Annotated in this window: 28 protein-coding genes and 1 pseudogene; 27 read left to right on the plus strand and 2 right to left on the minus strand. The window is 70.1% G+C overall.

The genetic code is table 11. From position 1 onward, the window contains the following. The 11 genes and pseudogenes from Mco01_RS39590 to Mco01_RS37500 all read left to right on the plus strand — a co-directional run. Positions 1 to 145: pseudogene (locus tag Mco01_RS39590) on the plus strand (FAD-dependent thymidylate synthase); the annotation flags it as partial. A gap of 41 nt (positions 146 to 186) precedes the next feature. Next, positions 187 to 1,035 (plus strand): PIN domain-containing protein, encoded by an 849-nt coding sequence (locus tag Mco01_RS37460; protein WP_204061569.1) that lies wholly within the window; start codon positions 187 to 189, stop codon positions 1,033 to 1,035. 111 nt (positions 1,036 to 1,146) lie between these two features. Then, positions 1,147 to 1,398 carry a hypothetical protein gene (locus Mco01_RS37465; RefSeq protein ID WP_204061570.1) on the plus strand — a complete coding sequence of 84 codons (252 nt, stop codon included), beginning with the start codon at positions 1,147 to 1,149 and terminating at the stop codon, positions 1,396 to 1,398. A 70-nt stretch (positions 1,399 to 1,468) separates the two neighbouring features. After that, a complete protein-coding gene (locus tag Mco01_RS40010) occupies positions 1,469 to 1,591 on the plus strand; it encodes a hypothetical protein (RefSeq protein ID WP_275410689.1) in 123 nt (40 codons plus the stop codon). A 139-nt stretch (positions 1,592 to 1,730) separates the two neighbouring features. Beyond that, positions 1,731 to 4,583, plus strand: a complete 2,853-nt coding sequence (locus Mco01_RS37470) for an NACHT domain-containing protein (protein ID WP_204061571.1) — start codon at positions 1,731 to 1,733, stop codon at positions 4,581 to 4,583. Continuing rightward, positions 4,580 to 4,726 carry a hypothetical protein gene (locus Mco01_RS37475; RefSeq protein WP_204061572.1) on the plus strand — a complete coding sequence of 49 codons (147 nt, stop codon included), beginning with the start codon at positions 4,580 to 4,582 and terminating at the stop codon, positions 4,724 to 4,726. The genes Mco01_RS37470 and Mco01_RS37475 overlap by 4 nt, the downstream gene beginning before the upstream one ends. A gap of 296 nt (positions 4,727 to 5,022) precedes the next feature. After that, entirely contained in the window at positions 5,023 to 5,301 is a 279-nt protein-coding gene (locus Mco01_RS37480) for a hypothetical protein (RefSeq protein ID WP_204061573.1), read from the plus strand. A 187-nt stretch (positions 5,302 to 5,488) separates the two neighbouring features. Continuing rightward, positions 5,489 to 7,897 carry a ribonuclease E domain-containing protein gene (locus Mco01_RS37485; RefSeq protein WP_204061574.1) on the plus strand — a complete coding sequence of 803 codons (2,409 nt, stop codon included), beginning with the start codon at positions 5,489 to 5,491 and terminating at the stop codon, positions 7,895 to 7,897. Positions 7,898 to 7,913: 16 nt separating this feature from the next. Beyond that, positions 7,914 to 8,216, plus strand: a complete 303-nt coding sequence (locus Mco01_RS37490) for a hypothetical protein (RefSeq protein WP_204061575.1) — start codon at positions 7,914 to 7,916, stop codon at positions 8,214 to 8,216. Continuing rightward, entirely contained in the window at positions 8,213 to 9,730 is a 1,518-nt protein-coding gene (terL, locus tag Mco01_RS37495) for a phage terminase large subunit (protein ID WP_204061576.1), read from the plus strand. Before Mco01_RS37490 ends, terL begins: the two co-directional genes overlap by 4 nt. Positions 9,731 to 9,751: 21 nt before the next feature. Beyond that, positions 9,752 to 11,611 (plus strand): DUF7218 family protein, encoded by a 1,860-nt coding sequence (locus Mco01_RS37500; RefSeq protein WP_204061577.1) that lies wholly within the window; start codon positions 9,752 to 9,754, stop codon positions 11,609 to 11,611. A gap of 87 nt (positions 11,612 to 11,698) precedes the next feature. On the opposite strand, the gene Mco01_RS37505 is transcribed toward Mco01_RS37500, so the two are convergent. After that, positions 11,699 to 11,872 carry a hypothetical protein gene (locus Mco01_RS37505; protein WP_204061578.1) on the minus strand — a complete coding sequence of 58 codons (174 nt, stop codon included), beginning with the start codon at positions 11,870 to 11,872 and terminating at the stop codon, positions 11,699 to 11,701. A gap of 107 nt (positions 11,873 to 11,979) precedes the next feature. Between Mco01_RS37505 and Mco01_RS37510 the strand changes: the two genes are divergently transcribed. From Mco01_RS37510 to Mco01_RS37580, 15 genes are all read left to right on the plus strand, one after another. Then, positions 11,980 to 13,068: a putative phage head morphogenesis protein gene (locus Mco01_RS37510; protein WP_204061579.1), complete on the plus strand. Its 1,089-nt coding sequence runs from the start codon at positions 11,980 to 11,982 to the stop codon at positions 13,066 to 13,068. Continuing rightward, positions 13,068 to 16,238 (plus strand): hypothetical protein, encoded by a 3,171-nt coding sequence (locus Mco01_RS37515; protein ID WP_204061580.1) that lies wholly within the window; start codon positions 13,068 to 13,070, stop codon positions 16,236 to 16,238. The genes Mco01_RS37510 and Mco01_RS37515 overlap by 1 nt, the downstream gene beginning before the upstream one ends. A gap of 3 nt (positions 16,239 to 16,241) precedes the next feature. Further along, positions 16,242 to 16,595, plus strand: a complete 354-nt coding sequence (locus tag Mco01_RS37520) for a DUF2190 family protein (RefSeq protein WP_204061581.1) — start codon at positions 16,242 to 16,244, stop codon at positions 16,593 to 16,595. 95 nt (positions 16,596 to 16,690) lie between these two features. Further along, complete coding sequence (locus tag Mco01_RS37525; protein ID WP_204061582.1) at positions 16,691 to 17,854, plus strand: phage major capsid protein; 1,164 nt, start codon at positions 16,691 to 16,693, stop codon at positions 17,852 to 17,854. A gap of 1 nt (position 17,855) precedes the next feature. Beyond that, complete coding sequence (locus Mco01_RS37530; protein WP_204061583.1) at positions 17,856 to 18,161, plus strand: hypothetical protein; 306 nt, start codon at positions 17,856 to 17,858, stop codon at positions 18,159 to 18,161. A gap of 3 nt (positions 18,162 to 18,164) precedes the next feature. Then, positions 18,165 to 18,494: a hypothetical protein gene (locus Mco01_RS37535; RefSeq protein WP_204061584.1), complete on the plus strand. Its 330-nt coding sequence runs from the start codon at positions 18,165 to 18,167 to the stop codon at positions 18,492 to 18,494. Further along, positions 18,491 to 18,844 carry a hypothetical protein gene (locus Mco01_RS37540; protein ID WP_204061585.1) on the plus strand — a complete coding sequence of 118 codons (354 nt, stop codon included), beginning with the start codon at positions 18,491 to 18,493 and terminating at the stop codon, positions 18,842 to 18,844. The genes Mco01_RS37535 and Mco01_RS37540 overlap by 4 nt, the downstream gene beginning before the upstream one ends. 16 nt (positions 18,845 to 18,860) lie before the next feature. Beyond that, positions 18,861 to 19,286 carry a DUF6093 family protein gene (locus Mco01_RS37545; protein ID WP_204061586.1) on the plus strand — a complete coding sequence of 142 codons (426 nt, stop codon included), beginning with the start codon at positions 18,861 to 18,863 and terminating at the stop codon, positions 19,284 to 19,286. Then, positions 19,283 to 19,738 carry an HK97 gp10 family phage protein gene (locus Mco01_RS37550; protein WP_204061587.1) on the plus strand — a complete coding sequence of 152 codons (456 nt, stop codon included), beginning with the start codon at positions 19,283 to 19,285 and terminating at the stop codon, positions 19,736 to 19,738. Before Mco01_RS37545 ends, Mco01_RS37550 begins: the two co-directional genes overlap by 4 nt. Beyond that, positions 19,731 to 20,168, plus strand: coding sequence for a tail completion protein gp17 (gene gp17 / locus Mco01_RS37555; RefSeq protein WP_204061588.1), 438 nt, complete (start codon positions 19,731 to 19,733; stop codon positions 20,166 to 20,168). The genes Mco01_RS37550 and gp17 overlap by 8 nt, the downstream gene beginning before the upstream one ends. Positions 20,169 to 20,236: 68 nt before the next feature. Then, positions 20,237 to 20,563 (plus strand): pyrimidine/purine nucleoside phosphorylase family protein, encoded by a 327-nt coding sequence (locus tag Mco01_RS37560; protein WP_204061589.1) that lies wholly within the window; start codon positions 20,237 to 20,239, stop codon positions 20,561 to 20,563. Then, positions 20,563 to 20,787 (plus strand): hypothetical protein, encoded by a 225-nt coding sequence (locus Mco01_RS37565; protein WP_204061590.1) that lies wholly within the window; start codon positions 20,563 to 20,565, stop codon positions 20,785 to 20,787. Before Mco01_RS37560 ends, Mco01_RS37565 begins: the two co-directional genes overlap by 1 nt. Before the next feature lie 3 nt (positions 20,788 to 20,790). Next, on the plus strand, positions 20,791 to 21,270 hold the full coding sequence (locus Mco01_RS37570) for a phage tail tube protein (RefSeq protein WP_204061591.1): 480 nt from the start codon (positions 20,791 to 20,793) through the stop codon (positions 21,268 to 21,270). Beyond that, positions 21,270 to 21,812, plus strand: coding sequence for a hypothetical protein (locus Mco01_RS37575; protein ID WP_204061592.1), 543 nt, complete (start codon positions 21,270 to 21,272; stop codon positions 21,810 to 21,812). Before Mco01_RS37570 ends, Mco01_RS37575 begins: the two co-directional genes overlap by 1 nt. A 20-nt stretch (positions 21,813 to 21,832) precedes the next feature. Then, positions 21,833 to 22,210 carry a hypothetical protein gene (locus tag Mco01_RS37580; protein ID WP_204061593.1) on the plus strand — a complete coding sequence of 126 codons (378 nt, stop codon included), beginning with the start codon at positions 21,833 to 21,835 and terminating at the stop codon, positions 22,208 to 22,210. On the opposite strand, the gene Mco01_RS37585 is transcribed toward Mco01_RS37580, so the two are convergent. Continuing rightward, complete coding sequence (locus Mco01_RS37585; protein ID WP_204061594.1) at positions 22,207 to 22,746, minus strand: DUF4190 domain-containing protein; 540 nt, start codon at positions 22,744 to 22,746, stop codon at positions 22,207 to 22,209. The two genes, Mco01_RS37580 and Mco01_RS37585, sit on opposite strands and share 4 nt — an antisense overlap. Positions 22,747 to 22,884: 138 nt before the next feature. Between Mco01_RS37585 and Mco01_RS37590 the strand changes: the two genes are divergently transcribed. Beyond that, the coding region (locus Mco01_RS37590; RefSeq protein ID WP_204061595.1) for a coiled-coil domain-containing protein at positions 22,885 to 26,723 on the plus strand (3,839 nt) is incomplete at its 3' end.

Here is a 26,723-nt window from a genome sequence, read left to right on the forward strand (position 1 = left end):
GGCCCGCACGGCGGAGGGGGCCGAGGAGGAGATCCGCCTCGTGTTCAACCGCATCGGCGAGATCATGCGGCAGGAGGCCCCGTCGCTGTTCGGCGACTACGTGGTCGAGAACGGCGCCTGGATCCCCGCCTGGCGCAAGGTGTAATCGCGACGCCCGTAATGAAGTCCCAGTGCCAGGATGTTCAGATGCTGCGTCTCTACCCAGGGTCCAATCGGACCGACGTTTACGAGACCCTCCGAATGGTCCACGGCGCCGCCCTCAATGCGTATGCCGCTCGAACGGCGCCCGGCATCGACTTCTACAACGGCTACATGAGATGGACCCACGAGTCCGCTCGACTCCTGCGCCACCGCCTTCGAGCTGAGGATATTGATCGGCTGATCTTCACCCGCCGCTACTCGGCCATCCAAACGTCCCCGCATCCCGCAGCGCCGCCGATTCTTGACCTCGTTGAGATGGAGCTCATCGAGCGGATCGAGGACATCAAGGACGAGTTCGACGAGTTGCGCGGGTTGATGGAACGGTGGCAGGACATCGAGCACTTCGTCGTGCCCGAGACGAGCATGATCATGAACTACTCCTGGACGCTGGACTGCTGGGACCTCGCCCCGTTGCTCAAGGCTGGTGAAAGCACCATCCACCTCGTGATCCCGCTCGCTGTTGTCGATGAGCTTGACAACCTCAAGGACCGAGGCCAGGACAGGGCCCGCACCCGCGCCCGCACCAGCCTTCGCACCATCGTTGGCGCGTTGACCGACCCGCGCGACATCGGGACGCTCAGAGAATCCGGCTTCTCCCCAAACGACACCAGCGATACGACCCCGAGAGGAGCTATCACCATCGAGGTCTTGTTCGACGACCCCCGCCACGAGCGACTTCCGAACATGGACGAGGAGATCATCGACAGGGCAGTGACGGTTCGGGACCTAGCCGGCCGCCCCGTCATCTTCATGACTAATGACACCGGGCAGTCGCTGCGAGCTCGGAGGGCAGGACTTGAGGTCCTCATGATGCCGCGGTCCGAGGAGAAGTGAGGCGCCACTCTTGGGGCCATGCCACCTCCTGAATTTCTCCGCGGACGTTGGCGTATCGGGAGGAGGATGAGCCTCCGCGAACGTTGTATTCGCCGAGGGAGTGGTGACGCGATGACCGAGCCCACCGCCATCATGGCCGCCATCGACGAGGCCCGACGCCGCGTCATCGCCGACCTCTTCCCCGACTGGCCTCATGAGCCCGGCGACGTCCTCCACGTCGGCAAGCAGCGCGACAAGGACGGCGAGACCCACCTGCGGGTCTGGATGAAACGCGACGACCTCGAATCCCCGGCCGTCGACCTGGGCGAGGACGCCACCCAGGACGTCCTCGCCGCCATACTGAAGTACGTCGAGGCCTCCTGATCGCCGCCGGAGGCCTCGCCCATCTCCCGATCGGCATGCTGCTCCACCAGCAGATACCCCTGGAGACACTGTGATCCAGCACAACGACCTCGCCCGGGCCCTCCACAGCTCGACGCCGGCCGACATCCCCGCCGGGCAAGCACGTGTCCTGCTCACCTTCGGCGACCAGGCCGAGCTACGCGACAGGAGCTGACGCAAGACTTCAGGACCGCTCTTCCCACCGCACCGCTCTTGCGCTGGATCGTCCCGGGCATCACATCGGTTGGCGGTAGGTTAGTTATTCCGAATTTTCCCCTCGGTGCGGGCTCCCGCAGGTGGAAGAAAGGTGCGCAGTGGCGTACAACCTGGAGCAGCTAGGCCCCATCGGGTTTCAAGATCTCGCGGCGGCGCTCGCGGTGCAGACCTTCGGCGCGGGTGTTTCGGTGATGGGAGCGGGCCGCGACGGGGGCCGAGACCTGTACTTCAAGGGCCCGCTCATATGGCATAAGTCCGATGAAGAGGCGGGCGAGGTCTGGGACGGATACACGGTTTTCCAGGTCAAGCACAAGAAGCAACTGTCCGCGCGACCTTCCGATGACGCGAGCTGGCTGTGGGGGGAGGTTCGGGAAGAGCTAGAGACATGGGCTGATCCCTCCTCAGGCAGGAACCCCGTGCCGGACCATCTGGTGATCATCACCAACGTCCCGCTGACTCCAGTGCCCGATGCTGGTGGCCATGACTTCCTGAACACAAAGATTCAGGGCTACATCGACGGCCTGAAAGACGCCAGTCGCGATGTCGGTAAGGGGGCCGACCGAAAGGCAAGGCTCGCCCGTATCTCACGGCTGCACAAGTGGCGCTTGTGGGACGGCAACCAGATCCAGGCCCTGCTAAATTCGCATGCAGGTGTCCGTCAGGCGTTCCCTGGCTTCCTCACGGCAGCGGATGTGTTCGCCAACCTGGCCGAGTTCACCGGTTCCCTTCCTCTCGAGCAACTTGAACCAGGACTTCGCGCTCACGCCCGTACCACGTTGACTAGCGAAGGCCTCATCTACTTCGACGAGGCCGGCGCCGGCGACGGAGTCAGCCTCCCCGTTCACCGGGTCGCCATCGACCTACCGGTCACACTCAATGGCGGAACCGAACGCACCACCGTGATCCAGCACGTCCTTGACCGAGGCGAGCACATGCTGCGGCCCAAACTGACCACACACCGCGGCCCACGCCACCTCATCGTCGCCGGTGCCCCCGGCAACGGGAAGACCACCATCTCCAAGTTCCTCGTACAGGCATACCGAGCGGCCATGCTCACCGGCGCGAGTGACCTAAGCACGGCCCACCAGCAAGTGATCTCCGGTATGGACGAGGCGCTCCAACGGTTCGGCAGAACTCTCCCCCAGCATCGCCGCTGGGCCATGCGCATCGACCTCGCTCAATATGCCGAAAAACATGGGCTCGATGAAGACTCCACATTGATCAGCTACATCGCCGAAAGAGTCTCCAAGCGCTCGAACCTCGGCAATGTCAGGCCCAGTGCGCTCCTAGCATGGATGAAACGCTGGCCCTGGTTCTTGGTACTGGACGGACTTGACGAAGTAACCGAACCGACGGTACGCAAGCGGCTTATTGAGCGCGTCACCGAGCTCGTCAACAACGCCGAAGCCGACGATTGCGACCTGTTCGTCGTGCTCACCACCCGGCCGATCGGCTACACCGAGAACATCGCTCCAGCACAGTTCCAGCGCATCGACCTGGACTACCTCGAACCTGAACAAGCCGTGCGCTACGGCACCCTGGTAACGATGGTGCGGCTCCATGATCTCGACAGGACCGAGAAGATCATCCAACAGCTGAAAAAGGCTGCCGACGACGAGGCACTGCGGAATTTGCTGCGAACGCCGCTGCAGGTGCTCATCCTGACGATCATCGTTGGCGCGGCCGGCCGCCTGGCTCCTGACCGGTTCAGTCTGTTCTGGGGCTACTACGAGACGGTCTTCAAGCGAGAGCGGGACAAGCAGACCGGATTCAACCGAATCCTTCAGGAGCACGGGCAGCAGATCCAGCAACTGCACGAACGCATCGGATTCGCCCTCCAGGCCCGCAGCGAAGCCGGCGACCGCTCCAACGCCACCCTCACCCATCAGGAGTTGGAGAACTTCACCTGGGAAGTGCTGCACGACGCCGGCTTCAAGCCCTCCGGCGTCGATGCGGACCTGCGTTCCAACATCGTCGCAGCCGCCACCCGGCGTCTGGTGCTCATCGCACCCCACGGAGACAAGGGTTACGGATTCGACGTGCGCTCCCTGCAAGAGCTCATGGCCGCGATGCACCTGACCACAGGCCCCTTGGACGTCGTGGTTGAGCGCCTTCGGAAGGCTGCCCCCAGCCCGCACTGGCGCAACACATGGATATTTGCTGCAGGCCGACTGTTCTTCGACCCCCAACCCCATGTGCAACAGGCTTTGGTCGAGCTCGTGGAATCGATCGATGACGACGCCTACGCGCGTCTGGGCAACGTCGTTCCCATCGGGCCGAGGCTGGCGCTCGATCTCATCGATGACGGCATGGCACGCGGTATACCAAAGTGGCGGGACCGGCTCATCGCACACGGCCTGCAGGTGCTGCAGGAACCGCTGCCCCCTGATCTCCTTACAATCGCCCGCATAGTGGTGCGTTTTGCTGATGCGGGCGACCAGCAACGCGAGATCATTGCTGAGGGGCTACGGGACGCGCTTGTTTGGTCGCCGAGGGCCCGAAAGACCACGCAACAACTTCAGGCATTAGTGCGCATCGTGGCCGAGGAGATCAATTCCCGGCCGAAGACCCGCTGGCTGGCCGAGGTGCTCAAACGGCCAGGAGACCCCACTCCGCCTACGCCACCTGACGGATGGGCAGACTTCGACGACGAGATCGCGACCTATCCCCTGTCCGAGAACGAGTTCGACATAGTGACGCGTGCTGTCGCCGCGCTCCGTTGGATCAGTCGGCACGGTGCAGGCAAGCAACACGCGGAAGACATCCTGGCCGCCCTCGCGGAGGACCAAGCGGCCAGGGCCTTAGCTGCGGCACTGAACCACGTCGTACCCCACGAGCCTATTCTCGTTCTAATGTTGCGGGATGACGTCCTGCCCTCTGTCCACCGTGCGGCGGTCGGCGAACTTTTGTTGAAGCTGCGGTCCACCGGGCTGGGAGAGCCGGTTCAGTGACCACCATCAGGGACCCGTTCGACCACCCGTCCGCCAGCAGCCCGCTGACGGCGTCGCCTTCGCTGCGGCCGGGGGTGGTGCCGCCGGAGTGGTGCCGCAGCCACCTGCGGACGGCGGCCGCGGCCGACTCGCCGCCGGCGTAGGTGACGGTGCCGTCGTCGGCGAGCTCGGCGCGGGACACCTCGGCGCCGATGCGGACGGACACGATGCGCAGCACACGACCGTTACCGTTCTCTGTCGATGAGCCTCCAATCGCCGGATGCGTGCCAGCCGAGCAGGTCGAGCATCTGCACGGAGTAGTCGAGCCAGGCCCTCTCGCCGAGGTGCGCGAAGTCGGCCCGGACAGGTTGCCATGCTGATCAGAGACATGTCACACTTCCTGCGACGGGACGACGAATGCCTCCACCCCACCGGGTCGGAGGCATTTCGCATTACGGGGGTGACCATGCACAACCACCCCGACGACCGCCCAGAACCCGTCACCGCAGCCACCGGCGGCAACCGCCTCAACCGCACCCCCGCCACCATCCGGAAATGGGGTCAGCGGTACGGCGCCCGCCAGCTCGGCCGCGCCGGCCGCGAGACGGTCTACGACTACCGCGACCTCGCCACGATCGACGGCTGCATCCACCGCGGCGAACCCATACCCCCCACCCCCGAGACCCGCGACGAGCTGCGCGCCCAGCGCCGCGCCGCCGCCCTCACCCCCGCCGCATAACCAGACCCGCCCGCCCCCGGGGGAACCCCACCGCACCCTGGGCGCGGGCGTGGGCGCGCGCCGGCTTCCCCGTACGGCCGCGCGCCCCAGGTGCGACCCTCCGAGAGCCCAGGGCTTGGGGGCTACCAGGCCCCGGAGGGTCGCACCCGCCCCCACGTCGCACCCCGCGCACCCAGGAGGCGCCGACGTGGCCATCACCCCCCAAACCTCACCCGCCCTCGTCGTCACCCCCTCCGCCGGCACCGTCACCACCGCCACCTTCGCCGTGCCGGCATCCTCCGTCCTCGTCGCCATCTGCTTCACCGAAACCTTCGGCAGCACTTACACCATGTCCGACACCCAGTCGCTGACATGGACCCAACGCGTCACCACACCCTTCGGCTCCGGCCAGACCACCATCTACACCGCGCCCGTCGCCAGCGCAGTCGCGAGCATGACGGCCACCCTCAGCGTCAACTCCGATGACTGCGGGCTCAAGGTGTACGTCTTCACCGGCGTCGACCTGACCAATCCCGTCGGTCACACCTTCGCCGACTACGTCGTCGGCGCCACGTACCAGAACTACACGCCGACCCTTTACACGGCGTCCGTCGCTGGATCATGGACTGTCGGCGGCGCCACGGAGTACAGCGGCGCCGCTACGCCCACATCCACGGACGTCGGCGAGGGCGTCCGCAACAACCCGGACATGTCGGCCTTGGCCGTCACCAAGGCCACCGCCACAGCCGCGGCCGGCGACACCGTCACGCTGAACTTCACGACCACCGCCAGTGACCCCGCCTGGACGCCTGTCGCGGTCGAGCTTCTCCCCACTTCCGCCACGACCCCGATCAGCGCGTCCGCCTCCGCTGCCCTCACCGAGCAGTCGGCCGTCGCTGTCCTCTGGGCCCGGACGGACGCGGCGTCACTCGGCGAGACGTCGCAGCTCACGGTCGCCCGCGCGGTGTCGGATGCGGGTCAGCTGTCGGAGGTATCTGCCGCCGCTGCCGCTGCGGCGAGGGTTGACGGTGTCGCCCTCGCCGAGGGCACATCCAGCATCGGGCAGGCCCGCACGGACGCGGCCGCTCTCGGTGAGGTCGCGCAGCTCGTCGTCACCCAGGCTGTGGCGGCCTCCGACTCGGCCGCCCTGGCCGAGATGTCCGCCCCGGCGGCTGCGGTCTCAGTCAGCGACAGCGCGGCGCTCACCAACGCTTCCCAGGTCTCCCTAGCCGTCCAGGACGCGGGAACGCTGGGCGAGACCTCCGCTGTCACGGCGGCCGCGGGAGCAACCGACGCTGCTGTCCTGACCGAGCAGGCCATCCTCGCCCTGGCCCCCACGGACGCCGCGGGTCTGGGGGAGCAGGCCGTCCCCGCGGCGGCTGTGAGCGCCACCGACTCCGCGTCGGCGCAGGAGTCCGCCGCCGTCGCCCTGCCCACGGCCGACGGCGGCGCTCTCGCGGACCAGGCCACCACGGTGGCGGCCCTCACTGCGGTCGACCAGGGCGCCGTCACCGAGGCGACGACCCTCGTCTACGCCAGCGCCACCACGGACGCGGGCACCCTCGACGAACAGGCCACCCCGGCCGCCGCGCTCACCGCCCAGGACAGCGCCGCCCTGGCCGACACGGCCACGCTCACCACCCCAACCGTGGACGCCGCCCAGCTCGCCGAACAGGCCGCCGTCACGGCCACCCAGGCCGTCACCGACGCCGCGGCGCTCACCGACCAGGCGACCATCACCCAGGCCGCAACCGACCAGACCACGCTCGCCGAGCAGGCCGCCCTGGCCGCCGCGACAGCCGCGGCGGACGCCGGGACCCTCGGCGAGGCCGCCGGCATCGCCATCCCCGCCGCCGACTCGTTCACGGCCGGCGACTTCGCGGCCCTCGCCGCCGACCTCACCGTCGCCGACGCGGCCACGCTCGACGAGACGGCCGCCGTTCAGCAGTCCGCAGGGCCCGCGGTCACCGACAGCGCCCTACTCGCCGACACCGCCGGCCTCACCGCCGGCCCGGCCGCCGCCGACCTCGCGGCACTCGCCGAGACCGCGACCATCACCCTCACCCTCGGCGACACGGCCGCCCTCGGCGAAGCCGCAGCCACCGACCAGACCAGCGGCCCCACCGCCCAGGACACCGCGGCGTTGGCCGACGCGGCGGGCCTGACCGCGGAGCTCCCCACCGCCGATGGGGCAGCCGCCGATGAGCACGTCGACCTGACCGGCCAGCCGGGCGGGCAGGACCAGGGGACCCTGGCCGAGGCGGCGACGGTCACCGTCCCCGGCAGCGACCTCGCCACCGCGGACACCGCGACCCTGGACGACCTCGCGCAGGTCATCGCCGCGCCCGCGCTGACCGACACCGCCCTGGCCGCGTTCCTCGCCACAGTCGCCGCGCAGGCCGGCGCCACCGACAGCGCGGTGATGGCCGAGGCCGCGGTCGTCACCGTGCCCGCCCAGGTCGACGACATCACCGTCCGCCCCGTCGCCTCCCGCCGCCTGTGGCGCGCGCGGGGCTCGGGCCGCTCCTGGTCCGGCGCCACCGGCCGGGGCTGGGGCGGCGACACCACCGGGCGCGGCTGGTCAGGGGAGACCGACCGAACCTGGGACGCCACATGACGAGGGGGTGACGGCGGTGCCCGAGCGGATCCCGCGCGAGTCGAAGGAGTACCTCGCCGTCGCCGTCGAAGGCGACCAGTCCCTTACCGACCTCCCCGTGCAGATGCAGGTCCTGCCGTACGGTGTCCGCCCCGCTGAGGACGGGTGGGCCGACGCCGACTGGGACACCGACGACGGGCAGACCATCGCGAAGATCCTCATCGGCCCCGGCACCACCTTCGACCTGACCGCCGCACCCGGCACCTACATCCCCTGGGTGCGCGTCACCGCGTCGCAGGAGACCCCGGTGATCGAGGGCCAGCCGGTCGACATCACATGACTGTCCTGTCCCCGTGGGAGGTCGCCGCCCGCCAGTTCGAGCCCAAGCCTGAGCCCGAGCGGAAGGCGTGGGCGACCCCCGGTGAGCTCGCCCGGGCCATCGACCCCACCACGATCCAGACCCCGGCCCTCGACCTCATCGACGCCGCCCTCGTCGACGTCGCCGAAGGCCGCTGTGACCGGCTCGTCATCACGATGCCGCCCCAGGAGGGGAAGTCCACGCGGGTCACCACGATGGGCCCCCTGTGGCTGCTGACCCGAAACCCGGACCTCCGCATCGCGATCGCCTGCTACGCCCAGGACCTCGCGGACGAGTTCGGCCGCAACATCCGCAACCACATCACTACCAACGACGGCACCGATGACACCCTCGATCTCGGGCTGCGTATCGCCCCAGACAATGGTGCCGCCCGCCGGTGGCGACTGGACGGGCACCGCGGCGGCGTACGCAGCGTCGGCATCACCTCAGGCCTCACCGGCAAGCCGGCCGATGCGCTGTTCATCGACGACCCGATCAAGGACATGCGGGACGCCGACAGCAAGGCCTGGCGCGAAGTCGTGTGGGGGTTCTGGCAAGCAGTCGCCAACACCCGTTTGGCCCCCGGCGCCCCCGTGGTGATCATCCTGACGCGGTGGCATGAAGACGACCTCGCAGGGAGGGTACTGGAGGCCGAAGACGCCGGACGGTGGCGAGTCCTCAACATCCCCGCCCAGGCCGACCACGACCCCAACAAAGGGGAGACCGACCCGCTCGGCCGGCAGCCGGGGGAGTTCTTGCGATCAGCCCGCGGGCGCAGCGTCGAGCAGTGGAAGCAGATCCGCATCGCGGTCGGCTCCCGTGTCTGGAACGCCCTCTACCAGGGCAAGCCCGCACCGCCTGAGGGCGACCTGTTCAACCGCGAATGGTGGCGCGAATACCGCGACCGGCGGTGGGTTGTCCGCGACGACGGCTCGTGCTGGGCGATCGGCGCCGATGAAGTCCTCACGTCCTGGGACATGACCTTCAAGGACACCGAGAGCTCCGATTACGTGTGCGGGCAGGTCTGGGCCCGGTACGGCCTCCAGGCGTACCTCCTCGACCAGGTCCACGACCGGCTGTCGTTCGTGGAAACCCGCAAGGCGGTGCGTCGCCTGGCCGTCAAGTGGCCGCAGTCGCTTCTGAAGCTGGTGGAGGACAAGGCCAACGGCACGGCCGTCATCAACTCCCTGTCGAAGACAGTGGCCGGGCTCATCCCGGAGGAGCCCCACGGCTCCAAGTACGCCCGCGCCTCCGCCGTCGCCCCATTCGCCGAAGCTGGCCAAGTGTTCCTGCCCGCCCCGGAGCTCGCCCCGTGGGTCGGCGCCTTCATCGAAGAGCACGCCAGCTTCCCCAACGGAGCACACGACGACCGCGTTGACGCGATGTCTCAGGCGTTGAACCGGCTGTTGTTGGCGCCTCTGCTGGCCGGTGACCTGATCGTCGAGGACGAGGAACTGGACGACGAACTCGACGGCTACGAAATCAGCCCATGGTGACCTGAACAGGGGGTGACGGCTATGGCAGTGCGCGAAGCCCTCAGGGAGGCCGTGCTGCCCCTGCGGCAGCGGTTCTACCAGTGGACCGGCCAGGCCGACCTCGCCGAGCAGGTCCGCCAGGAACGCACCGAGAACGCCTGGCTCCGCGAAAGCGTCAGCGACCTCGAAAACCGCATGTTCGAACCCGGCTGGCGGCGCCTCACCGCCCTCGCCGAGCAGGAGTTCACCCGCGATGGGCTCCGCCAGATTACGAGCGTCGCCCGCGTCATGACCCTCAAGTCGCCCCTGCTCAAGCGCGGCCTCGCCCTGCGCACCGCATACGTGTGGGGCCAGGGCGTGTCCATCACCGGCCGGGACAAGCGGGTAAACGAGGTCATCCAGCGCTTCCTCGACGACCCCGGCAACCGGCGCGCCCTGTCCAGCGGGCAGGCCCACGAGAGCCTGGAGCGGTGCCTGTTCACCGACGGCCAGGTCTTCCTCGCCCTGTTCACGGCACCTCGAACCGGCCGTGTGCAGGTCCGCCGCCTGCCTTGGGACGAGATCGTCGACGTCATCACTAACCCCGACGACGCCTCCGAACCCTGGTACTACCAGCAGGACGGGTGGACCGAGCGTTTGGACGCTGCCACCGGCGCCGTCATCATCGAGCGGCGGATCGTCTTTTACCCCGCCCTCGGCTACCGGCCCGCGAGCCGGCCGAAGGTGCTCCGCGGCCGCGACGGCAGCACGGGCCCCGTGCGCTGGGACGCCCCCGTCTACCACGTGCGCGTGGGGGGCCACGACGGGTGGAAGTTCGGCCTCGCCGACTGCTACGCCGCGATCGACTGGGCGCAGGCCTACAAGGACTTCCTGACCGACTGGGCCCGCCTCGTGAAGGCCCTGTCCCGGTTCGCGTGGCGCCTCACCACGAAGGGCTCCAAGCAGCAGGCCGCGCGCGCCCGCATCGCCGCCGCCCCCACCCGCGACCCCGTCAACGGCGACGCGCAGCACGCCGGCGCCACTGCCATCATGACCGCCGACATGGCGCTGGAGGCCGTGCCGAAGACCGGCGCGACCATCGACAGCGAGTCCGGCCGGCCGCTCGCCGCGATGACTGCTGCCGCCCTGGACGTTCCCGTGACGATGCTCCTCGGCGACCCCGGCACGACCGGCGCCCGGGCCACCGCGGAGACCCTCGACACCCCGACCGAGCGGTCCATGGAGCTGCGGCAGGGTGTCTGGGCGGACGCCTTCCAGGCGATCCTCGGCCACGTCATCACCGAGTCCGTGCGCGCGCCCGAGGGCATCCTGAAGGGCGTCATCGACACGGACCCCTACGACGGGCGCGAGACGGTACGCCTGCGCGGCAGCGCGGACACCACCGTCGACATCAGCTTCCCGGACATCGACGACGTCGACCCGAGCACGCTGATCGAGGCGATCGTCAAGGCGGACAGCACGTCGCACGTCCCGCCTGAGGTGATCACTCGGCTGCTGCTGGAGGCGCTTGGGGTGCGGGACGTGGACGGGATCCTCGCGAAGCTGACGGACGCCGACGGCAACTTCATCTCGCCGGCGGCGTCGGCCGGTCAGGCCGCGGCGGACGCCTTCCGCCGCGGCGAGGACCCGGCGAGCGTGCTCGGTAACGCCCCTCCGGCCGCCCCGACCCAGGGCACGGGGGAGGGCCCGGACGAGGGCGCTGGCGGTGACCAGGTGCGTGAGGCTGCCGGCGGCATCCGGGGCATCGTGGCGGGCCGGGAGGACGTCTACCGGGAGCTCCGACGCCAGGGCCACAGCAAGGAGGCTGCCGCGCGGATCGCGAACGCCGGTAAGACGCACGAGCGGCGCTCGCGTATGGCCAAGAAGGCCGCGATGACCCGCAAGGCCCGGGGCGGCAGCTGAGGTTCTGGACCGCGAGGGTACGGCGCACTGCTCCGAGCGGGTCTCGGCCGACACCGGCACGGCGTTGGCCGAGACCGGCCCGATCGACTAGTTCAGGCGCTTGAAGTCGTCGATCTCGGACACGCGGCAGTGCAGGACCACATCATCGCCGTTGCGGAACGTCAGCCACCAGGCCCTGCGCGAGGGCCACGAGAGCGTGTAGCTGTCGTACACGATCAGCTCGCCCCGCTTGCGATTCCGCATGGTGATCTTCGCGAGCACTTTTCACCTCCTTCCATCGAAAGATCCACTACGTCCTAATTGTCCGGGAACGGCTCGCAAGATTGTTAGCAGTGAGCTGTCTCCGCAGGTCACGAGCATGAGGCGGGGTGACCCCTGTGCCGATCACCCGCGACACCCTCCGCCTCGTCCGCGAGATGCGCGCCTCCGTCGACCGCGTAACCGACGGCCTCGTCCGCGGCCTCACCGCCGCCTGGGTCACCGCGTGGGACGACCTCGCCGAGGTGTTCCTCGCCGCCGTCACCGACCTCATCAACGCCAGCACGGACGGCGGCTGGCCCGCCCGCGGGCGGGTCCTGCGCGCCCGCCGGACCCTCGCAGCCCTCGAGCAGTCCGGCATCGCGCTGGAACGGCTCGCCGCCCAGGTCCGCCGCTACGTCCCCGCAGCCGCCCGCCAGACCGCCACCATCGGCCTCGACGGGCAGACGGCCATCGTGTCCTCGCAACTCCCGTACGGCACCACGGCACCGGCCGCGGCCCGGCACCGCCGGCACCAGGCCGACGCCGTCGACGCGATCGTCCGCCGCACGGCCGAGCAGGTGACCGCCGGCACCCGGCGCATGGAGGGCGACGCGACGGAGGCAATGAAGCGCGAGCTGGTCCGCGGCGTCGTCACCGGGGACAACCCGCGTGACGCCGCGGCGGCCATGGTGAAACGGGTAGAAGGGCAGTTCAACGGGGGATTGGCGAGGGCGGCCGTGATCGCCCGCACCGAAGTGTTGGACGCGCACCGCCAGGCGGCGGAGATCGGCCAACAGGACCACGCCGACGTCCTCGCCGGGTGGATCTGGCACGCCGAGGTCACCGGCCCCTCACGCCTCCGCACGTGCCCGTCGTGCTGGGCCCAGCACGGCACCCTGCACCCCATCACGGAGCCAGGCCCGCTCGACCACCACCAAGGCCGCTGCTCCCGCACCCCGAAGACCAAGTCCTGGGCCGACCTCGGGTTCGACCTTGACGAGCCGGCCGACGCCCTCCCGGACGCCCGCGCCATCTTCGACGCCCTCCCCCGGGAGGACCAGCTCCAGATCATGGGCCCAGCCCGGCTGCAGCTGCTCGACGACGGCGCCATCGGCTGGGCCGACCTGTCCAGCCGCCGCTCCACGAACGGCTGGCGCGACGCCTTCCACGTCACCCCGGTCGCCGAGCTCACCACCCGAACGCGAGAGGAGGCATGATGCCGCAGCAGCACCCGCTCGCGGAGAGTGTGTCCCTCGCCGAGGCCGCCGGCGGCGCCACCCCGAAGGGCCGCCGGTTCCGCGCGCGGCTCATCGCCGGTGACATCCAGGGCAGCTCCGGCTACTACCCGGCCATCACCCTCCGCGAGAGCGCCCCCGTGTTCAGCCAGGGCCTGCCCATGTACATCGACCACCCCACGGTGAGCGAAGCGTACGAACGTCCGGAGCGGTCGGTGCGCGACCGCGCCGGCCGCCTGGCCTCCCCGGCGGTGTACGAGGGCGACGGCCTGTACGCCGACGTCGAGGTCTACCCGCACTGGGCGCCCATCATCGAGGCCATGGCCGACGACATCGGCCTGTCCATCCGCGCCTCGGGCACGGTCGAGGCCAGCACCGCTGACGGCATCCGCGGACCGATCGTCACCCGGATCACCGAGGCCCAGTCCGTGGATTTCGTGACAGCGGCCGGGGCGGGCGGCCGGCTGGTGCAGCTCATCGAGTCCGCCCGAGCGCAGGCCCTCGAAGAGCGGGGCGATTGGCGTGAAGACAAACACCCGCGCGGCTACCACGGCCGCTTCGGGCACGGCAGCTCCGGGCCGCACACCGGCGGCGGTGGGGGAGAGCACTCGGCCGGCGGCGGCACCCGGACGGCCTCCGTCAAGACCAACGGCGGCGGCAGCATCACCGTCAGCCGCCACGCCGACGGCGCCGGCACCCTCCAGGTCGGCGCGGACACCCACAAGCTCAGCAGCGAGGACTACAAGCAGCTCCACCACGGCATGGGCATCCTCGCCCACTCCCCGCTGCGCAGCACACCCGTTGGCGGCGAACTCCCCATCACCTCCGGCGACCGCACCCTCGCCATCGTCAAGCGCACCGGCAAAAGCGACTTCCAGCTCCACATGAGCCCCCGCCCGGACGCCAGCCGCGACGACATCGCCGCCACACCCGGAACCGCCCTGACGCGGAGCGACGCTCGAGGCATCTACGACACCATGGGCGCCCACGAGCGCGCGGCCGCGGACGAGGACCAGGCCGCTCGCAACGCCGCCCGCCAAGCCAACATCGACGCCGGCCGCACCGATGACGCCGACATCACCCGCCGCGCCGCCGGCAAGCCGCCCACCACCGCGGGCCCCGGCGGGAAGGGCATGCCCTCGACGATCGCCTCAGCCGACGTCAAGACGACCAATAGCGGCACGGTCAGCGTCCACCGTGAGGCAGGCGACGACTTCACCCACATGTCCGTCAGCGACCAGAACCTCGCCCTCACCCACGATGAGCTACGCACCACGCTCGGCGCCATCCCCCGGGACGACGAGGAGGGCCTGGACGTCGGGGAGCATGAGGTCCTGGCCGACGGTGAGGGGTTCGTCTTCGGCAAGGTCACCAAGACCGGCGCGAGCCGGTACGAGGTGCAGATCGACGACAACAAGCCGTTCACCCTCACCCCGAAGGACGCCGACCGTATCGAGCAGGCCGACGCGGGTCTGGACGGCGCGACGCGCTTCGACGGCGACTACGGCACCTTCGACGTCTACCCGAACCAGGGTGGGCAGGTCGCTGTCCGACACCTCGGCGAAGACGGCCGGCCCGTCACGGTGACCCTCGACGCCAAGTCCGCGGCGGCGATCTCCAAGGCAATCACGGTGGTCAACGAGGGGTTCGACGAGGAGGACACCTCGCCGAATGCCCCGGACTCCGGCGTCACGGCCAAGACCGTCGACACCAACCACGGGCCCGTCGAGGTGCGGCTGCATGGCGAGTGGGGCGGCGCCGACAGCTACTTGACCATCTCTCCGACCGAGGGCGACGCCTGGGGCATCGCGATCGACGGCCCGCAGATGGATGACCTGGCCAGCGCCTGGCGGACGTCCGCGTTGGAGGAGTCGCGCCGCACGCCGGCCGGCGGCGTCGCGCTGGTCGAGGCGAAGCGCGCCGCGCCGTACGGCCGCTCCGGTGAACTGCCCTCGAAGCCCCTGCCTGGCCTGGCCGGCATCAAGCCGCGCACCCCCATGAAGGAGTCCGTGATGCGCGAGACCACGCTGGCCGAGGCCAGGAACATCGGCGGCTGGATCGAGTCCCGCCTGCACCTGGCGCTCACCCAGCTCGGCGACGACATGTACGGCCAGGGCCGCCTCACCCGGGACGAGCGGATTGCCCTGAGTTCGGCGGTCGGCGGCGCGCTGGATGCGTTCACCGCCGCGGTGCAGGAGCAGGCGCCGCAGCTGTACGAGCGGGACCTGTACGACGACCCCGACGACAGCGCGGACGCCGCGTCCGTGATGTCGGAGGCCGCGCGGGCCCTGGCCGAGGCCGCCGGCATCACCGCGAACGACCTCCGCGACGCCCTGTGCGACGCGGTCAAGGACGCCTACGGCGGCAAGGACATCTGGACCTGGGTCCGCGACTACACCGACGACTGGGTGGTCTTCTCGATGGAGAACGGCTCCGGCCTCGGCGGTGGGTCCGACCTGTACCAGCAGACCTACACCCTGGCCGGGCGCGAGGTGACCCTCACCGGGGAGCCGGTCGAGGTCCGCGCCGTCACCACCTACGAACCCGAGCCCCAGACCCCCGGCGAGCCGGGGGACGAGGGCACCACCCCCACCGCGCCGGGCAACGCGCCGGGCACCGCACAGATGGAGGAGGGCGCAATGCCCGAGATCACCGAAGAGCAGGCCCGGCAGCTCGCCGAGGCCGCGACCATGAAGACGCAGCTGGAGGAGGCCCTCACGCACATCGCGCAGCTGCGCGAGCGCGCCGACACGGCCGACGCCCGCGCGAACGCCGCCGACGCCAAGGCCCAGCGCCTGGAGAACGAGAACGCCGCCCGCCACCTCGTCACCGAGGCCCTCAAGACCTCCGGCCTGCCCTCCGACTCCCACGGCCGGGTCGCCGCGAGCGTCTGCCGCGACCTGCCCCTCACCGAGGCCGGCACCCTCGACACCGACGCCTTCGGCACCCTCATCGAGTCGGCCATCACCGACAAGAAGACCGAGATCGCCTCCTACCTCGAGGCGGCCGGCGTCGGCCAGATCCGCGGCCTCGGCGAGGCCCGCCACGAGACCTCCGCCGCCGACATCGACAAGCAGCTCGAGGAGGCCTTCGCCGGCCTGCCGGGCATGGACGACAAGGCCGCCCAGGTGGCCGCGAACGGGAGGGCCTGACCCATGGCCAAGAACATCGTGCTCGAGGACGGCAACCAGATCGCGCTCGCCGCCACCGACCCCGCCACTCCGGCCTCCGGCGACCCCGTGCTCGTCGGCCAGCTGCCCGGCGTCGCCATCATCACGGAGGGCTCCGACGGGCTGGCCACGATCAAGACCAACGGGGTGGCAACCCTGTCGGTGAAGGGCGTCGACGGCGGCGGCAACAGCGCGGTCGCGGTCGGCGACATCATCTACTACGTCACCGCCGACACCCCCAAGCTGTCGAAGAAGAACACCGGCGTCCGCTTCGGCTACGCCCTGGACGCCGTCACCTCCGGCTCCACCGCGACGATCCGCGTCAAGATCGGCTACTAGCACCCGCCCCCGCTCTCTCGCAGCCTCCGCGCCGCCGGCCGGGGGCTTCTTTCATGCCCCTGGCGCGGAGCGCCTGACGAGCAAGGACAACCACCATGCAGCTCCTCGACCTCATCGAGTCCTACAACGCCGCCGACGCTTCCACCGAGCGGCTGTACGCCCGCGAGGGCCGCCGCGTCCGGGGCGGCCGCACCGACCCCAAGTACAAGCAGAGCCTGCTGGAGGCCACCCGCCTCTACCAGGCCGTCCTCGACGGCCGCACGCCGGTGTACCGGCTGCAGGAGGCCATGTCCACCAGCGACTTCCAGTACCTGTTCGGCGACATCATCGACCGGCAGATGCTCGCCCGCTACCAGCACACCCCCGTCGTGTGGACGAGCGTGGCCAAGCGCGGCCGCGTCCGAGACTTCCGCAGCGTCAACCGGTACACCCTCGACGGCGGCGAGGCCGTCCTGACCGAGGTCAAGCAGGCCGAGGAGTACCCCGCCGCGACCGTGACCGATGGCAAGTACAGCTACTCGGTGAAGAAGTTCGGCCGCCGCCTGCCCTTCACCTGGGAGTCGTTCATCAACGACGACCTCGACGCCCTGGCCGACATGCCGAACCGGCTCGCCAACGCGGCAACGTTCAGCGAGGAGAAGTTCTTCACCGACCTGTTCGCCGGCTCCAACGGCCCGGACTCCACCTTCTTCAGCTCGGGCAACGCCAACGTCGTCACCAGCAACCCGGCCCTGTCGGTCGCCGGCCTGACGACCGCGTACAACGTCCTGGCGGCGCAGAAGGACACCGACGGCAACCCCATCTACGTGTCCGGGGTGGTGCTGATGGTGCCGCCGGCGCTCAGGATCACCGCGAACAACATCATCAATGCCACCGAGATCCTCGCGGCCGACGGCGGCGGCGACGGCACCGGCAACAACCAGCTCCGCGTGCAGAACTGGCTGCGCAACGACGTCACCGTCGTCGTCAACCCGTGGCTGCCGATCATCTCCAGCTCGGCGAACGGCAACACCTCCTGGTACCTGTTCGCCGACCCCAACGTCGGCCGCCCGGCGATGGAGATGGGCTTCCTCGTCGGCCACGAGACGCCGGAGCTGTTCCAGAAGGCGCCGAACGCGGTCCGCGTCGGCGGCGGCACGGTCGACCCGATGGACGGCGACTTCGACACCGACAGCGTGGACACCAAGGTCCGCCACGTGTTCGGCGGCACCCTGATGGACCCGAAGAGCGCGGTCGCCTCCAACGGCACCGGCAGCTGACGTGGGCGAACTCCACCCGCCGATCAGCGTGACCGACGAGTATCTCAAGGCCGTGCACGACCGGCTCGGCGAGACCAATCAGCTGCTCCGCTCGCTGCTCGACCGCACCCCTGAGCCCACCGCCAAGACGGAGGCTGACGGGCCGGTCGAGCTTCGCGAGCCCGCCACCGCTGCACAGGCCCGGCCGGGCGCCTCGGATGAGGCCCCGGCCGAGCCGGCCGACCTGGCGGAGCCCGCGCAACCGGCCAAGCAGGGCCGCCGCCCGGCGTCCCGCACCCGTTCCACCGCGACGAAGAAGGGGGCCTGACCCATGGGCTCGACAGCCAAGGGCGCGGCCGGCGGCCTCGCCACCCTGGACACCACCGGCAAGGTCCCTGCCGCCCAGGCGGCGCTTCAGGGGTCCGCGGCGCTCGACTTCCCCTCGATCGCCGCAGGCGCAGTCGCCACGCTCTCCATCACCGTGACCGGCGCGGCCGTCGGAGACAGGGTGGCGGTCGCCGCGCCCTCCACTGTCAACGCCGGCCTCATGTGGTGCGCGCACGTCAGCGCGGCGGACACGGTGACGATCCGGCTGCTCAACACCACGGGCGGCGCGATCGACCCCGCCAGCGCGACGTGGAAGGTTTCTGTCTTCCAGTGATCGACTACGCCTCGGACGTCGGGCAGGTGCGCCTCCTCATCCCGGACACCGACGAGGCTAACCCGCTGCTGTCCGACGCCCAGATCGGCGGCTACCTCGCCATGGAGGGCGGCGACGTCAAGCTCGCCGCCGCGCAGGCCCTGGACGCGATCGCGAGCAGCGAGGCGCTCATCTCGAAGAAGCTCACGACCATGGACGGGGCGTCTACCGACGGGCCCGCGGTCGCCGCCGAGCTCCGCGCCCGCGCTCAAGCCCTCCGCGACCAGGTCGCCGAAGGCCTGGGCGACGCCGACGCGGGGTTCGACATCGTGGACTTCGACCCCCAGCTCGCCTACCGCCACCGCTACTGAACGGGGGTGACCTCGGGTGCCGTTCGCCGGACACACCCCCATCCACCCCCGCTGGTCCGAGCACCACCGGCCGACCTCGACCGGGCTGCAGACCGCCCGCTGCCACATCACCCGCACCACCGGCGGAGGCACCACAGACGGCTCCAACGTCTGGCACCCGCCCGCGCCGACCACCGTCTACACCGGCCCCTGCCGCGTCGGCTCCGCCCCCGCGGCCGCCCCGTTCGACATGGGCGACCGGCAGGTGTCCACGACGGTGCACACGGTTGCCATCGAGTGGGACGCCGACGACGTGCTCGAGGGTGACATCGTCACCATCACCGCCGCTCCCGACCCGGGCCTGGTCGGCCGCCGCTTCCGCGTCACCAACCCCCGCTACGGGTCGGAGGGGTGGGAGCGCATCCTGGCCTGCAGCGACGACCTGACCCGCAGGGAGGCGTGAACGTGGGCGCCGAGTGGGACCTGACGGAGGTCGACGACCTCATCGAGCACCTGGCCGCCGCCGTCCCCAAGACGGAGGAGCTGTGCTCGGTGGTCGTTCGCAAGACCGCCTTCGACACCGTGGCCGGCGGCCAGACCAGGGTGGCGGTCGACACCGGGCACCTGAAGTCCACGATCGGCGTGGACTTCGACAACGACGGCCTCGGCTTCGAAGCCGGCCCAACAGCAAGCTACGGGGCGCACGTCGAGTACGGCACGAAGCCGCACATCATCCGGCCCCGGAACGCGAAGGCGCTGCACTGGGTCGACGAGCACGGCGACGACGTGTTCGCCCGCCTGGTCCACCACCCCGGGACGGCGCCGCAGCCGTACATGCGGCCGGCGTTCGACGAAGCGACCGCGCCGCTGCCCGAGATCCTCGCCCAGGTCGGGGAGAAGGTCCTCCGTGGCTGACGACCTGGCTCCGAGCACGCCGCACACCGACGCCGTCGTCGCCGCCCTGCAAGCCGCGCAAATCGTCGTAGGCCGCGCGGAGCACCCCGAGGGCGGCGGGTGGCAGGGCGAGCCGTACGACTCCACCTACGTCCCGTACGCCGTGCTCTACCCGTCCCCTGGGGTGCCGGACGGGAGCGTGGCGGAGCCGCTGGAGTACCTGGACTACAGCGCGCAGATCAACTGCTGGGGCGCGACCGCGGGCCAGGCCGAGACCTGCGCGGATCAGGTGCGGGCCGCGCTGATCGGCAAGCGGCTCACCCTCCCCGGCCGGCGCTGCTACCGGGTGCAGACACCGCCCGGGTCGCCGCCGATCGCCCGGGTCGACACGCCGCCACCGCCGGAGTACCGCGCCGTGGTGGAGATCGCGTTCCGCTCCCAAGCGCTCTGACCAGCCCCTGTTCGTAGCCCGGCACACCGTGTGCGCGGGCTCTTTTCGCATGCCCTGAAGGAGCCCGTATGGCTACTCACGGACCTCAGGTCGCGGTCGTCAACGGCGCCGCGATCACACTGCACTCGGCCGCGGCCGGCGACAAGGTCTCCGGGATCAAGAAGACGACCCGGATGCTCGTCGTCAACGGCTCCGGGTCCGCGGTCACCCTCACGATCGACCCGCCCGGCAACACCGACTACGGCGTGGCGAACCCGGCCAAGACCTACACCATCCCCGCCAACAGCTCGTTCACGCTGCTGCTGCTCCCGTCCTACCGGGACCCCGCCGACAGCAACCTCATCTCCCTGGCGTGGTCGTCGACCACCACCGTGACGTGGGCGGTGATCGGCTGATGCCCGCTCGCATGATCAAGGTCCGCTCGAAGCTCACCGGCGACGTCACGACCGTCTCCGAGCGCGCCTACCCCCTGTTCGCCGAGCACTACGACCGCCTCGACCAGGTCCAGGCCCCGCCGCCGGCCCCCGCGCCCGAGACCGCAACGGGCGAGCCGTCGCCGCCCGAGTCCTCCGCCTCCGCGACCACCCGCCGCGCCGCGGCCAGGAACGACAAGGAGTAACGCATGTCCGACCTCCTCGGTGACGGCAACGTCAAGGTCACCTTCTGCCTCACCCTGTCCTCCGTCAGCAACCCCCCGGCGGCCGAGCTCAACGCGGGCCAGGATCTCCAGGAAGTCCTCACCAAGGACGGCCTGGACATCAGCCCGGAGCAGGCCGCCGTCGACAACACCAGCCTCGCGTCCCGGGACGAGACCGAGGACGCCGGCACCGTGAAGTACTCCCTGGAGCTCACGGTGAAGATCCAGGAGGACGACGTCGACGACGTCGGCACCAGCACTCTCGTCGACCGGCAGAAGGGCTTCCTCGCCGTACGTCGCAACCGCCCGCACGAGGACGACTACGAGGCGGGCGACCCGGTCGAGGTCTACCCGGTTCGCTGCGGGCGCCAGCGTAAGCAGCCGCCGGCGCTGAACACGGCCCAGACGTTCAAGTCGAAGCTGTTCAACTACGCCACGGCCGACAGTGACGCGGTGGTCGCCTGATGGTCGAGCAAGCCCCCCCGACCGCGCTGGGCATCGAGGACATCCTCGGCAAGATCCAGCGCCCCGAGAGAGCGTTCAGGTTGTGCCTGCGGGCTGACCTTCAGTCCCAGTGGGAAGAGACCGAGCGGCTGCTCAAGCTGGCCGAGCGGGAAAGCACCAACTCCCTGGCCGGCAACACGAAGAAGGTGCGCGACCTCGCGAAGCAGTGCCGCGCGCTGGAGCAGGAGATGGAGACCGCCACCGTCACCCTGCTCCTGCGCGGCATCTCCTCCAAGAAGTTCTCCGACCTACTCGCCGCACACCCCGCGCGGAAGGGGCAAGACGAAGCGTTCAACGCCGAGACCTTCGGCGTCGCCCTCCTGGCCGCCAGCGCGGCCACGCCGGAGATGAACGAGGAGCAGGCGGGCCGCCTCGTCGACTCGATCACGTCCGGTCAGTGGAACGACCTGTTCAACACCTGCTGGCTGCTGAACAGGAGCTCCGTGGACGTCCCTTTCTCCAGGACCGCCTCCGAGCATCTGCCCGGCACCAAGACGAGCTGATCCTCGCCCGCGCCTACCAGGTGCCCAGGTCAGTCCTCCTCGGCCGCCGCCGGGTGTCGGAGACCACGTACGAGTACGAGCCCGACACCCTCGACGAACACGGCGAGGTCGTGCGCCGCGGCCGCCTCATCCGGTCGGTCACCGTGCACGACCCGCTGTGGACCGAGGAGGACCTGGGCTGGGCCATGGCCGAGCGGGCCAACGCCAACAGCCTGTGCCCGACCGGGTGCGGCCACTACCTGGACGAGACCACCGACCCCGCCCTGGAAGGGGAGTGGGAGGTGCCCACCCCGACGGTGTGCTTCGCCTGCCGGGAGTTGGAGAAGGCGAAGGCGCCGTACCAGGCCGACGACGTCGATCCGGGGCACCTGTTCCACGTCCGCCGGCGGCAGCGCTAGTTGACGCAGTTGCTCATCTCTTCGGGCGTGGTCGCCTTCCCGATGCAGTCGATCGTCTTCTGGTTGTCGTTGCTGATATGCTGTACCTGGTTGCCGAACTCATTAACGGCCGTGAACACGATCCGCGCACCGTTGATCGCGGCCAGCAGGGCCAGGATGCCGATGATCAGGGCGGCCGTGTTGGTGCCCTTGTTCGTGGCGGTGCCGCGGGTCACCCGGGCGCGGCCGGCGAACGCGAGACCGATCGCGATGACCGACAGCGGCCCGCCGACCAGGAACAGGATCGGCATGATCGCGCAGAGCAGGCCGAGGATCGCGCAGATGAGCGCCGCGATGCCGAAGCCGTTGCGGGGCTCCGGCGCGGGCGCCGGCATCCCGTAGCCGTAGGCGGGCTGGGGCGCGTAGCCGTTCGGCGGGCCGTACTGCGGCCCGAACTGCTGGCCGGGCGGGGGACCGAACTGCGGACCCTGCGGCTGAGGTCCGCCGTACGGCGGCACGGGCTGCTGCGGCCCCTGCGGGCCGTACGGGGTGCTCATGAGGTGCTCCAGAGGCTGGGGGGCCGACAGGGCGTAAGACGCCCGGAGTGTCCGATTGGTTGGCACGCTCCCACACCCTCACCCCTTTCATCCGGAAATCGCCCGATACCACAACCGCGGCGGGAGGGGGTGAGCCCGATGGCGGACAGGACCGTAACGGTCAAGCTCTGGCTCGACAACAAGGACTTCATCACCGGGCTCGCCAAGGCCGAGGCCGCCGCCAAGCGGTTCCGCGACAGTCTCGAAGGCCTGTCCGACCCCTTCAAAAACCTTCCCAAGGAGCTGCCCCTCCCGAAGGTCCCCAAGGACCGCCCCACCAAGGACGGCGACGCGGCGGCCGGGGCTTTCGCCCGCAGCTTCACTCGCCGCCTGGAGGCCGCGTTCCGGTCGCTGCCGAAGGCCGAGATCACCGCATCCTCCACCGACGCGCAGGCCAAGGTTCAGACGCTGCGGGCGGCGCTGCAGGACTTGGCCGGTAAGACCATCAACGTCGACATCGACGCCGCGACCGCTCTGGCGGAACTCCAGGCCATCAAGTCGGAGCTGGAGACGGTCGACTCCTCGGCCGACATCGACCTGCGCGTCGACACCAGCGCCGCTCTCACGGAGATCGCCGCGCTGCAGGCCGAGGTCGACCGGTTCAACACCGACCAGGCGCAGAGCAAGCTCGACGACCTCCGTGCACGCCTGGACTCGCTGCGCGGCCGCACCATCGGCGTCGACCTCGACGCTGGCGCCGCCAAGGCGGAGCTCAGCGAGATCCAGCGCCAGCTCGAAGCGCTGAATCGCAGCAGCGCCAACCCGCAGGTGCAGGTGGACTCCGCCCGCGCGCTGGCCGACCTGCGGACCCTGCAGTCGGAGCTGAACCAGACCGGGGGCCGCACCGCGCGGCCGCGGGTCGACGCCGACGTGTCCGGCGCGCTGCGCAACATCGCCCTGGTCGCGGCTGCGCTGGCGTCCCTGCCCGTGGCCACGACCGTGGGGATCGCGGCCGCCGCGTTCGGCGCGGCTGGAGCCGGCGCGGCCGGCTTCGCCGCCGTTGCCGTGCCCGCGCTCGGGCGGGTGAACGACGCCCTGCAGCAGCAGCAGTCGGCGTCGGGTGGTGCGGGCGGCGCCGCCGAGTCCCTGGCGTCCAAGCAGGCCCGCGCCGCCAGCACGGCGCTGCAGCTGGCTGAGGCGCAGGACCGCGTCAAGGACGCGCAGGACGCCGTACGGCAGGCCCAGCAGCAGGTTGCAGACGCGGTCGAGCAGTCCGCCGAGCGGCAGGCGACAGCGGCCCGTCGCATCGAGGACGCCGAGCGCTCCGTGGCTGACTCTCACCGCGCTACCCAGCGCGCGGTGGAGGACCTGACGCGGGCGCGGGAGGAGGCCCAGCAGCGGCTGGAGGACCTCGCGCTGGCGACCGAGGGTGGCGCCCTGGCCGAGGAGCGTGCCCGGATCTCCCTTGCCCGCGCTCAGTCCGACCTTGCCCGGGCGAACGCCAACCCCGCCACCTCCCAGCTCGACCGGCAGGACGCCGCGCTGCGCGTCCGCGAGGCCGAGTTCGCCCTCAAGAGCGTGCAGGCCCGCAACGCGCAGCTGGCCAAGGAGCAGGCCGACGCGAACGCCAAGGGCGTCGAAGGCAGCGATCAGGTCCGGGCTGCGAAGGACAACGTCGCGTCCGCGACCCAGCGCGAGCAGGACGCCGAGCGCAACCTGTCCGACGCCCGCGCTGAGGCGGCCAAGGCGGCCATCGAGGGACAGCGCGCCATCGCCAAGGCGCAGGCCGACGTCCTGAAGGCGCAGCGGGACGCCGAGCGCGCCGCGCAGCGGCTCAAGGTGGAGCAGCTGCAGGCCAAGGCGGCGATGCAGCAGACCGGCGGCGCCGCCGGCGGGGCAGCGTCCAAGATGTCCCAGCTGTCCAAGCGCGAGCAGGACCTCGCCAAGCACATCAAGGGCTACCAGGACGCCTACCTTGCCTGGCAGCGCTCCCTCGAGGGGGACGTGTTCCCCGCGATCACCGGCGGCCTGGACCTCATCCAGTCCCAGCTGCCGCGCATTTCGCCCCTGGTCCGGACGGCGGGACGGTCCTTCGTCGACTTCGAGAAGGACGCCGCCACCGCCCTCAACCGCCCGATCTTCGACCAGCTGCTGTTCGACCTGAACACCGCCATGCCCCGCGCCATCGAAGGGCTCGGCAACACCGGCCTCAACGTGATGACCGGGCTGGCCGGGGTCTTCGACGCCTTCCTCCCGCACACCGGTGCCGTGGTCGGCAGCATCGAGACCGCGTCGAAGAAGTTCGCCGACTGGGGTACCAGCCTGCGGACCAATCAGGACTTCCAGAAGTTCCTGGACTACGTGTCCCAGAACGGCCCCAAGGTGATGGGCATCCTCGGTGACCTCGGGTCGACCGTCGGGCACATCCTGGCCGCCGGGGCCGGCGCCGGTGAGACCACGCTCGACGTCCTGGTGTCGATCAGCGACCGGCTCGCGCACATGTCGCCCGAGCAGATCCAGGCCATCGCCGCTGGCGTCGGCGCCGTCGTCGGCGCGGCCAAACTCGGGTCCGCGCTGAAGCTCGGCGCGTGGGTGATCCTCGCTGACCTGATCAGCGGCATGAGTCCGGGGGAGATCCGGGCAGTCGCCGGCGCGATCGCAGCTGTCGTCGCAGCGGTGAAGCTGTACCAGACCGCCAAGGGCGTCAACGAGTGGCTCGGCGGGCTGAGCATCGGCTTCAAGAAGGCGGGCGACGCCGCGGATAAGGCGCGCGTCCCCTTGGCTGGCGCCGGGAGCGCGGCAGAGAGGGCCGCAGGCGGCTTCTCCGGGCTGGGTGGCACCCTCAAGGGCGGAGCCATTGCCCTGGGCGTCGGCGCCGTCGCCGGGGCCGCTACAGCCCTCCGGGACCGGCTGTCCGGGCTCAACCCCGACATCCACACCCTGGCGCAGAACATCGCCGCCGTGGCCGACGGCGGTCGGCCGACACCGGAGCTGCTGAACCAGATCAACGGCAAGGTATCGGCGCTCGACCCGTCCCAGTGGGAGAGCTTCGGCCAGATCGCGTCCCGCCTCACCAGCGACAACACCTTCGCCAAGCTGGGCAGCCAGGTCAACGACGTCTTCAGCACAACCTTCGGCGTCAACCTCGACTCGGGCCTGACCCGCATCCAGAACATCGACAAGGGGCTCGCGCAGGCCGTGTCGTCCGGGCACGGCGACGCGGCCGCGAAGATGTTCGATCAGCTGGCGAAGATGGCCCACGACGCCGGCGTCCCGCTGGACAAGCTGAAGACGCTCTTCCCCGAGTACACCTCGGCCGTGTCCGGGGCGGTTGGGCCGACGAACGACGCCGCGGGGGCCATCGACGGGGCCCGCCAGAAGCTCGACGATTTCCAATCGTCGATGGACGTCTTCGCCGGCAGGACCGACGCAGAGTCGGCCCTGGCCGGGCTGAAGCGCGGCTACGACGACGCGAAGAAGGCGATCGAGGCGGCCGGCGGGAAGCTCGACTTCTTCGCCGGGATGACGGACAAGCAGCGCGACGCGATCATCCGAGCTCGCGGCGGCTTCTCCGACTTCATCAGCCAGGTCACCGACGCAGCGAAGAAGCAGGCCGACCTCGGCAAGAAGACCGGTGACGCCGCGCTGGGAGTGGACAAGCAGAAGCTGGTGATCCTGCAGGCCCTGCCGCAGCTGTTCAACCTGGCCGGCAAGTCGAAGGAAGCCCGCGACGCGATCTTCCGGCTGGGCGAGTCGGCCGGCCTGTCGAAGGACCAGATGGTCCACGCCAAGGACGCCGTCGCCAAGCTGCGCCTGGAGATCGCGCGCCTGCAGTCGAAGGTGATCACGGTCACCGTCAAGGCGGGCAACGGCCAGAAGAGCAACAACCCCGGCACCAGCCGGGATTTCCACGCCGACGGCGCGGTGGTCGAGTACTACGCCGCCGGTGGCCTGCGCGAGGCCCACATCGCGCAGATCGCCCCACGCGGCAACATCCG

The organism is Microbispora corallina, from assembly GCF_016863035.1.
Taxonomy (GTDB): Bacteria; Actinomycetota; Actinomycetes; order Streptosporangiales; family Streptosporangiaceae; genus Microbispora; species Microbispora corallina.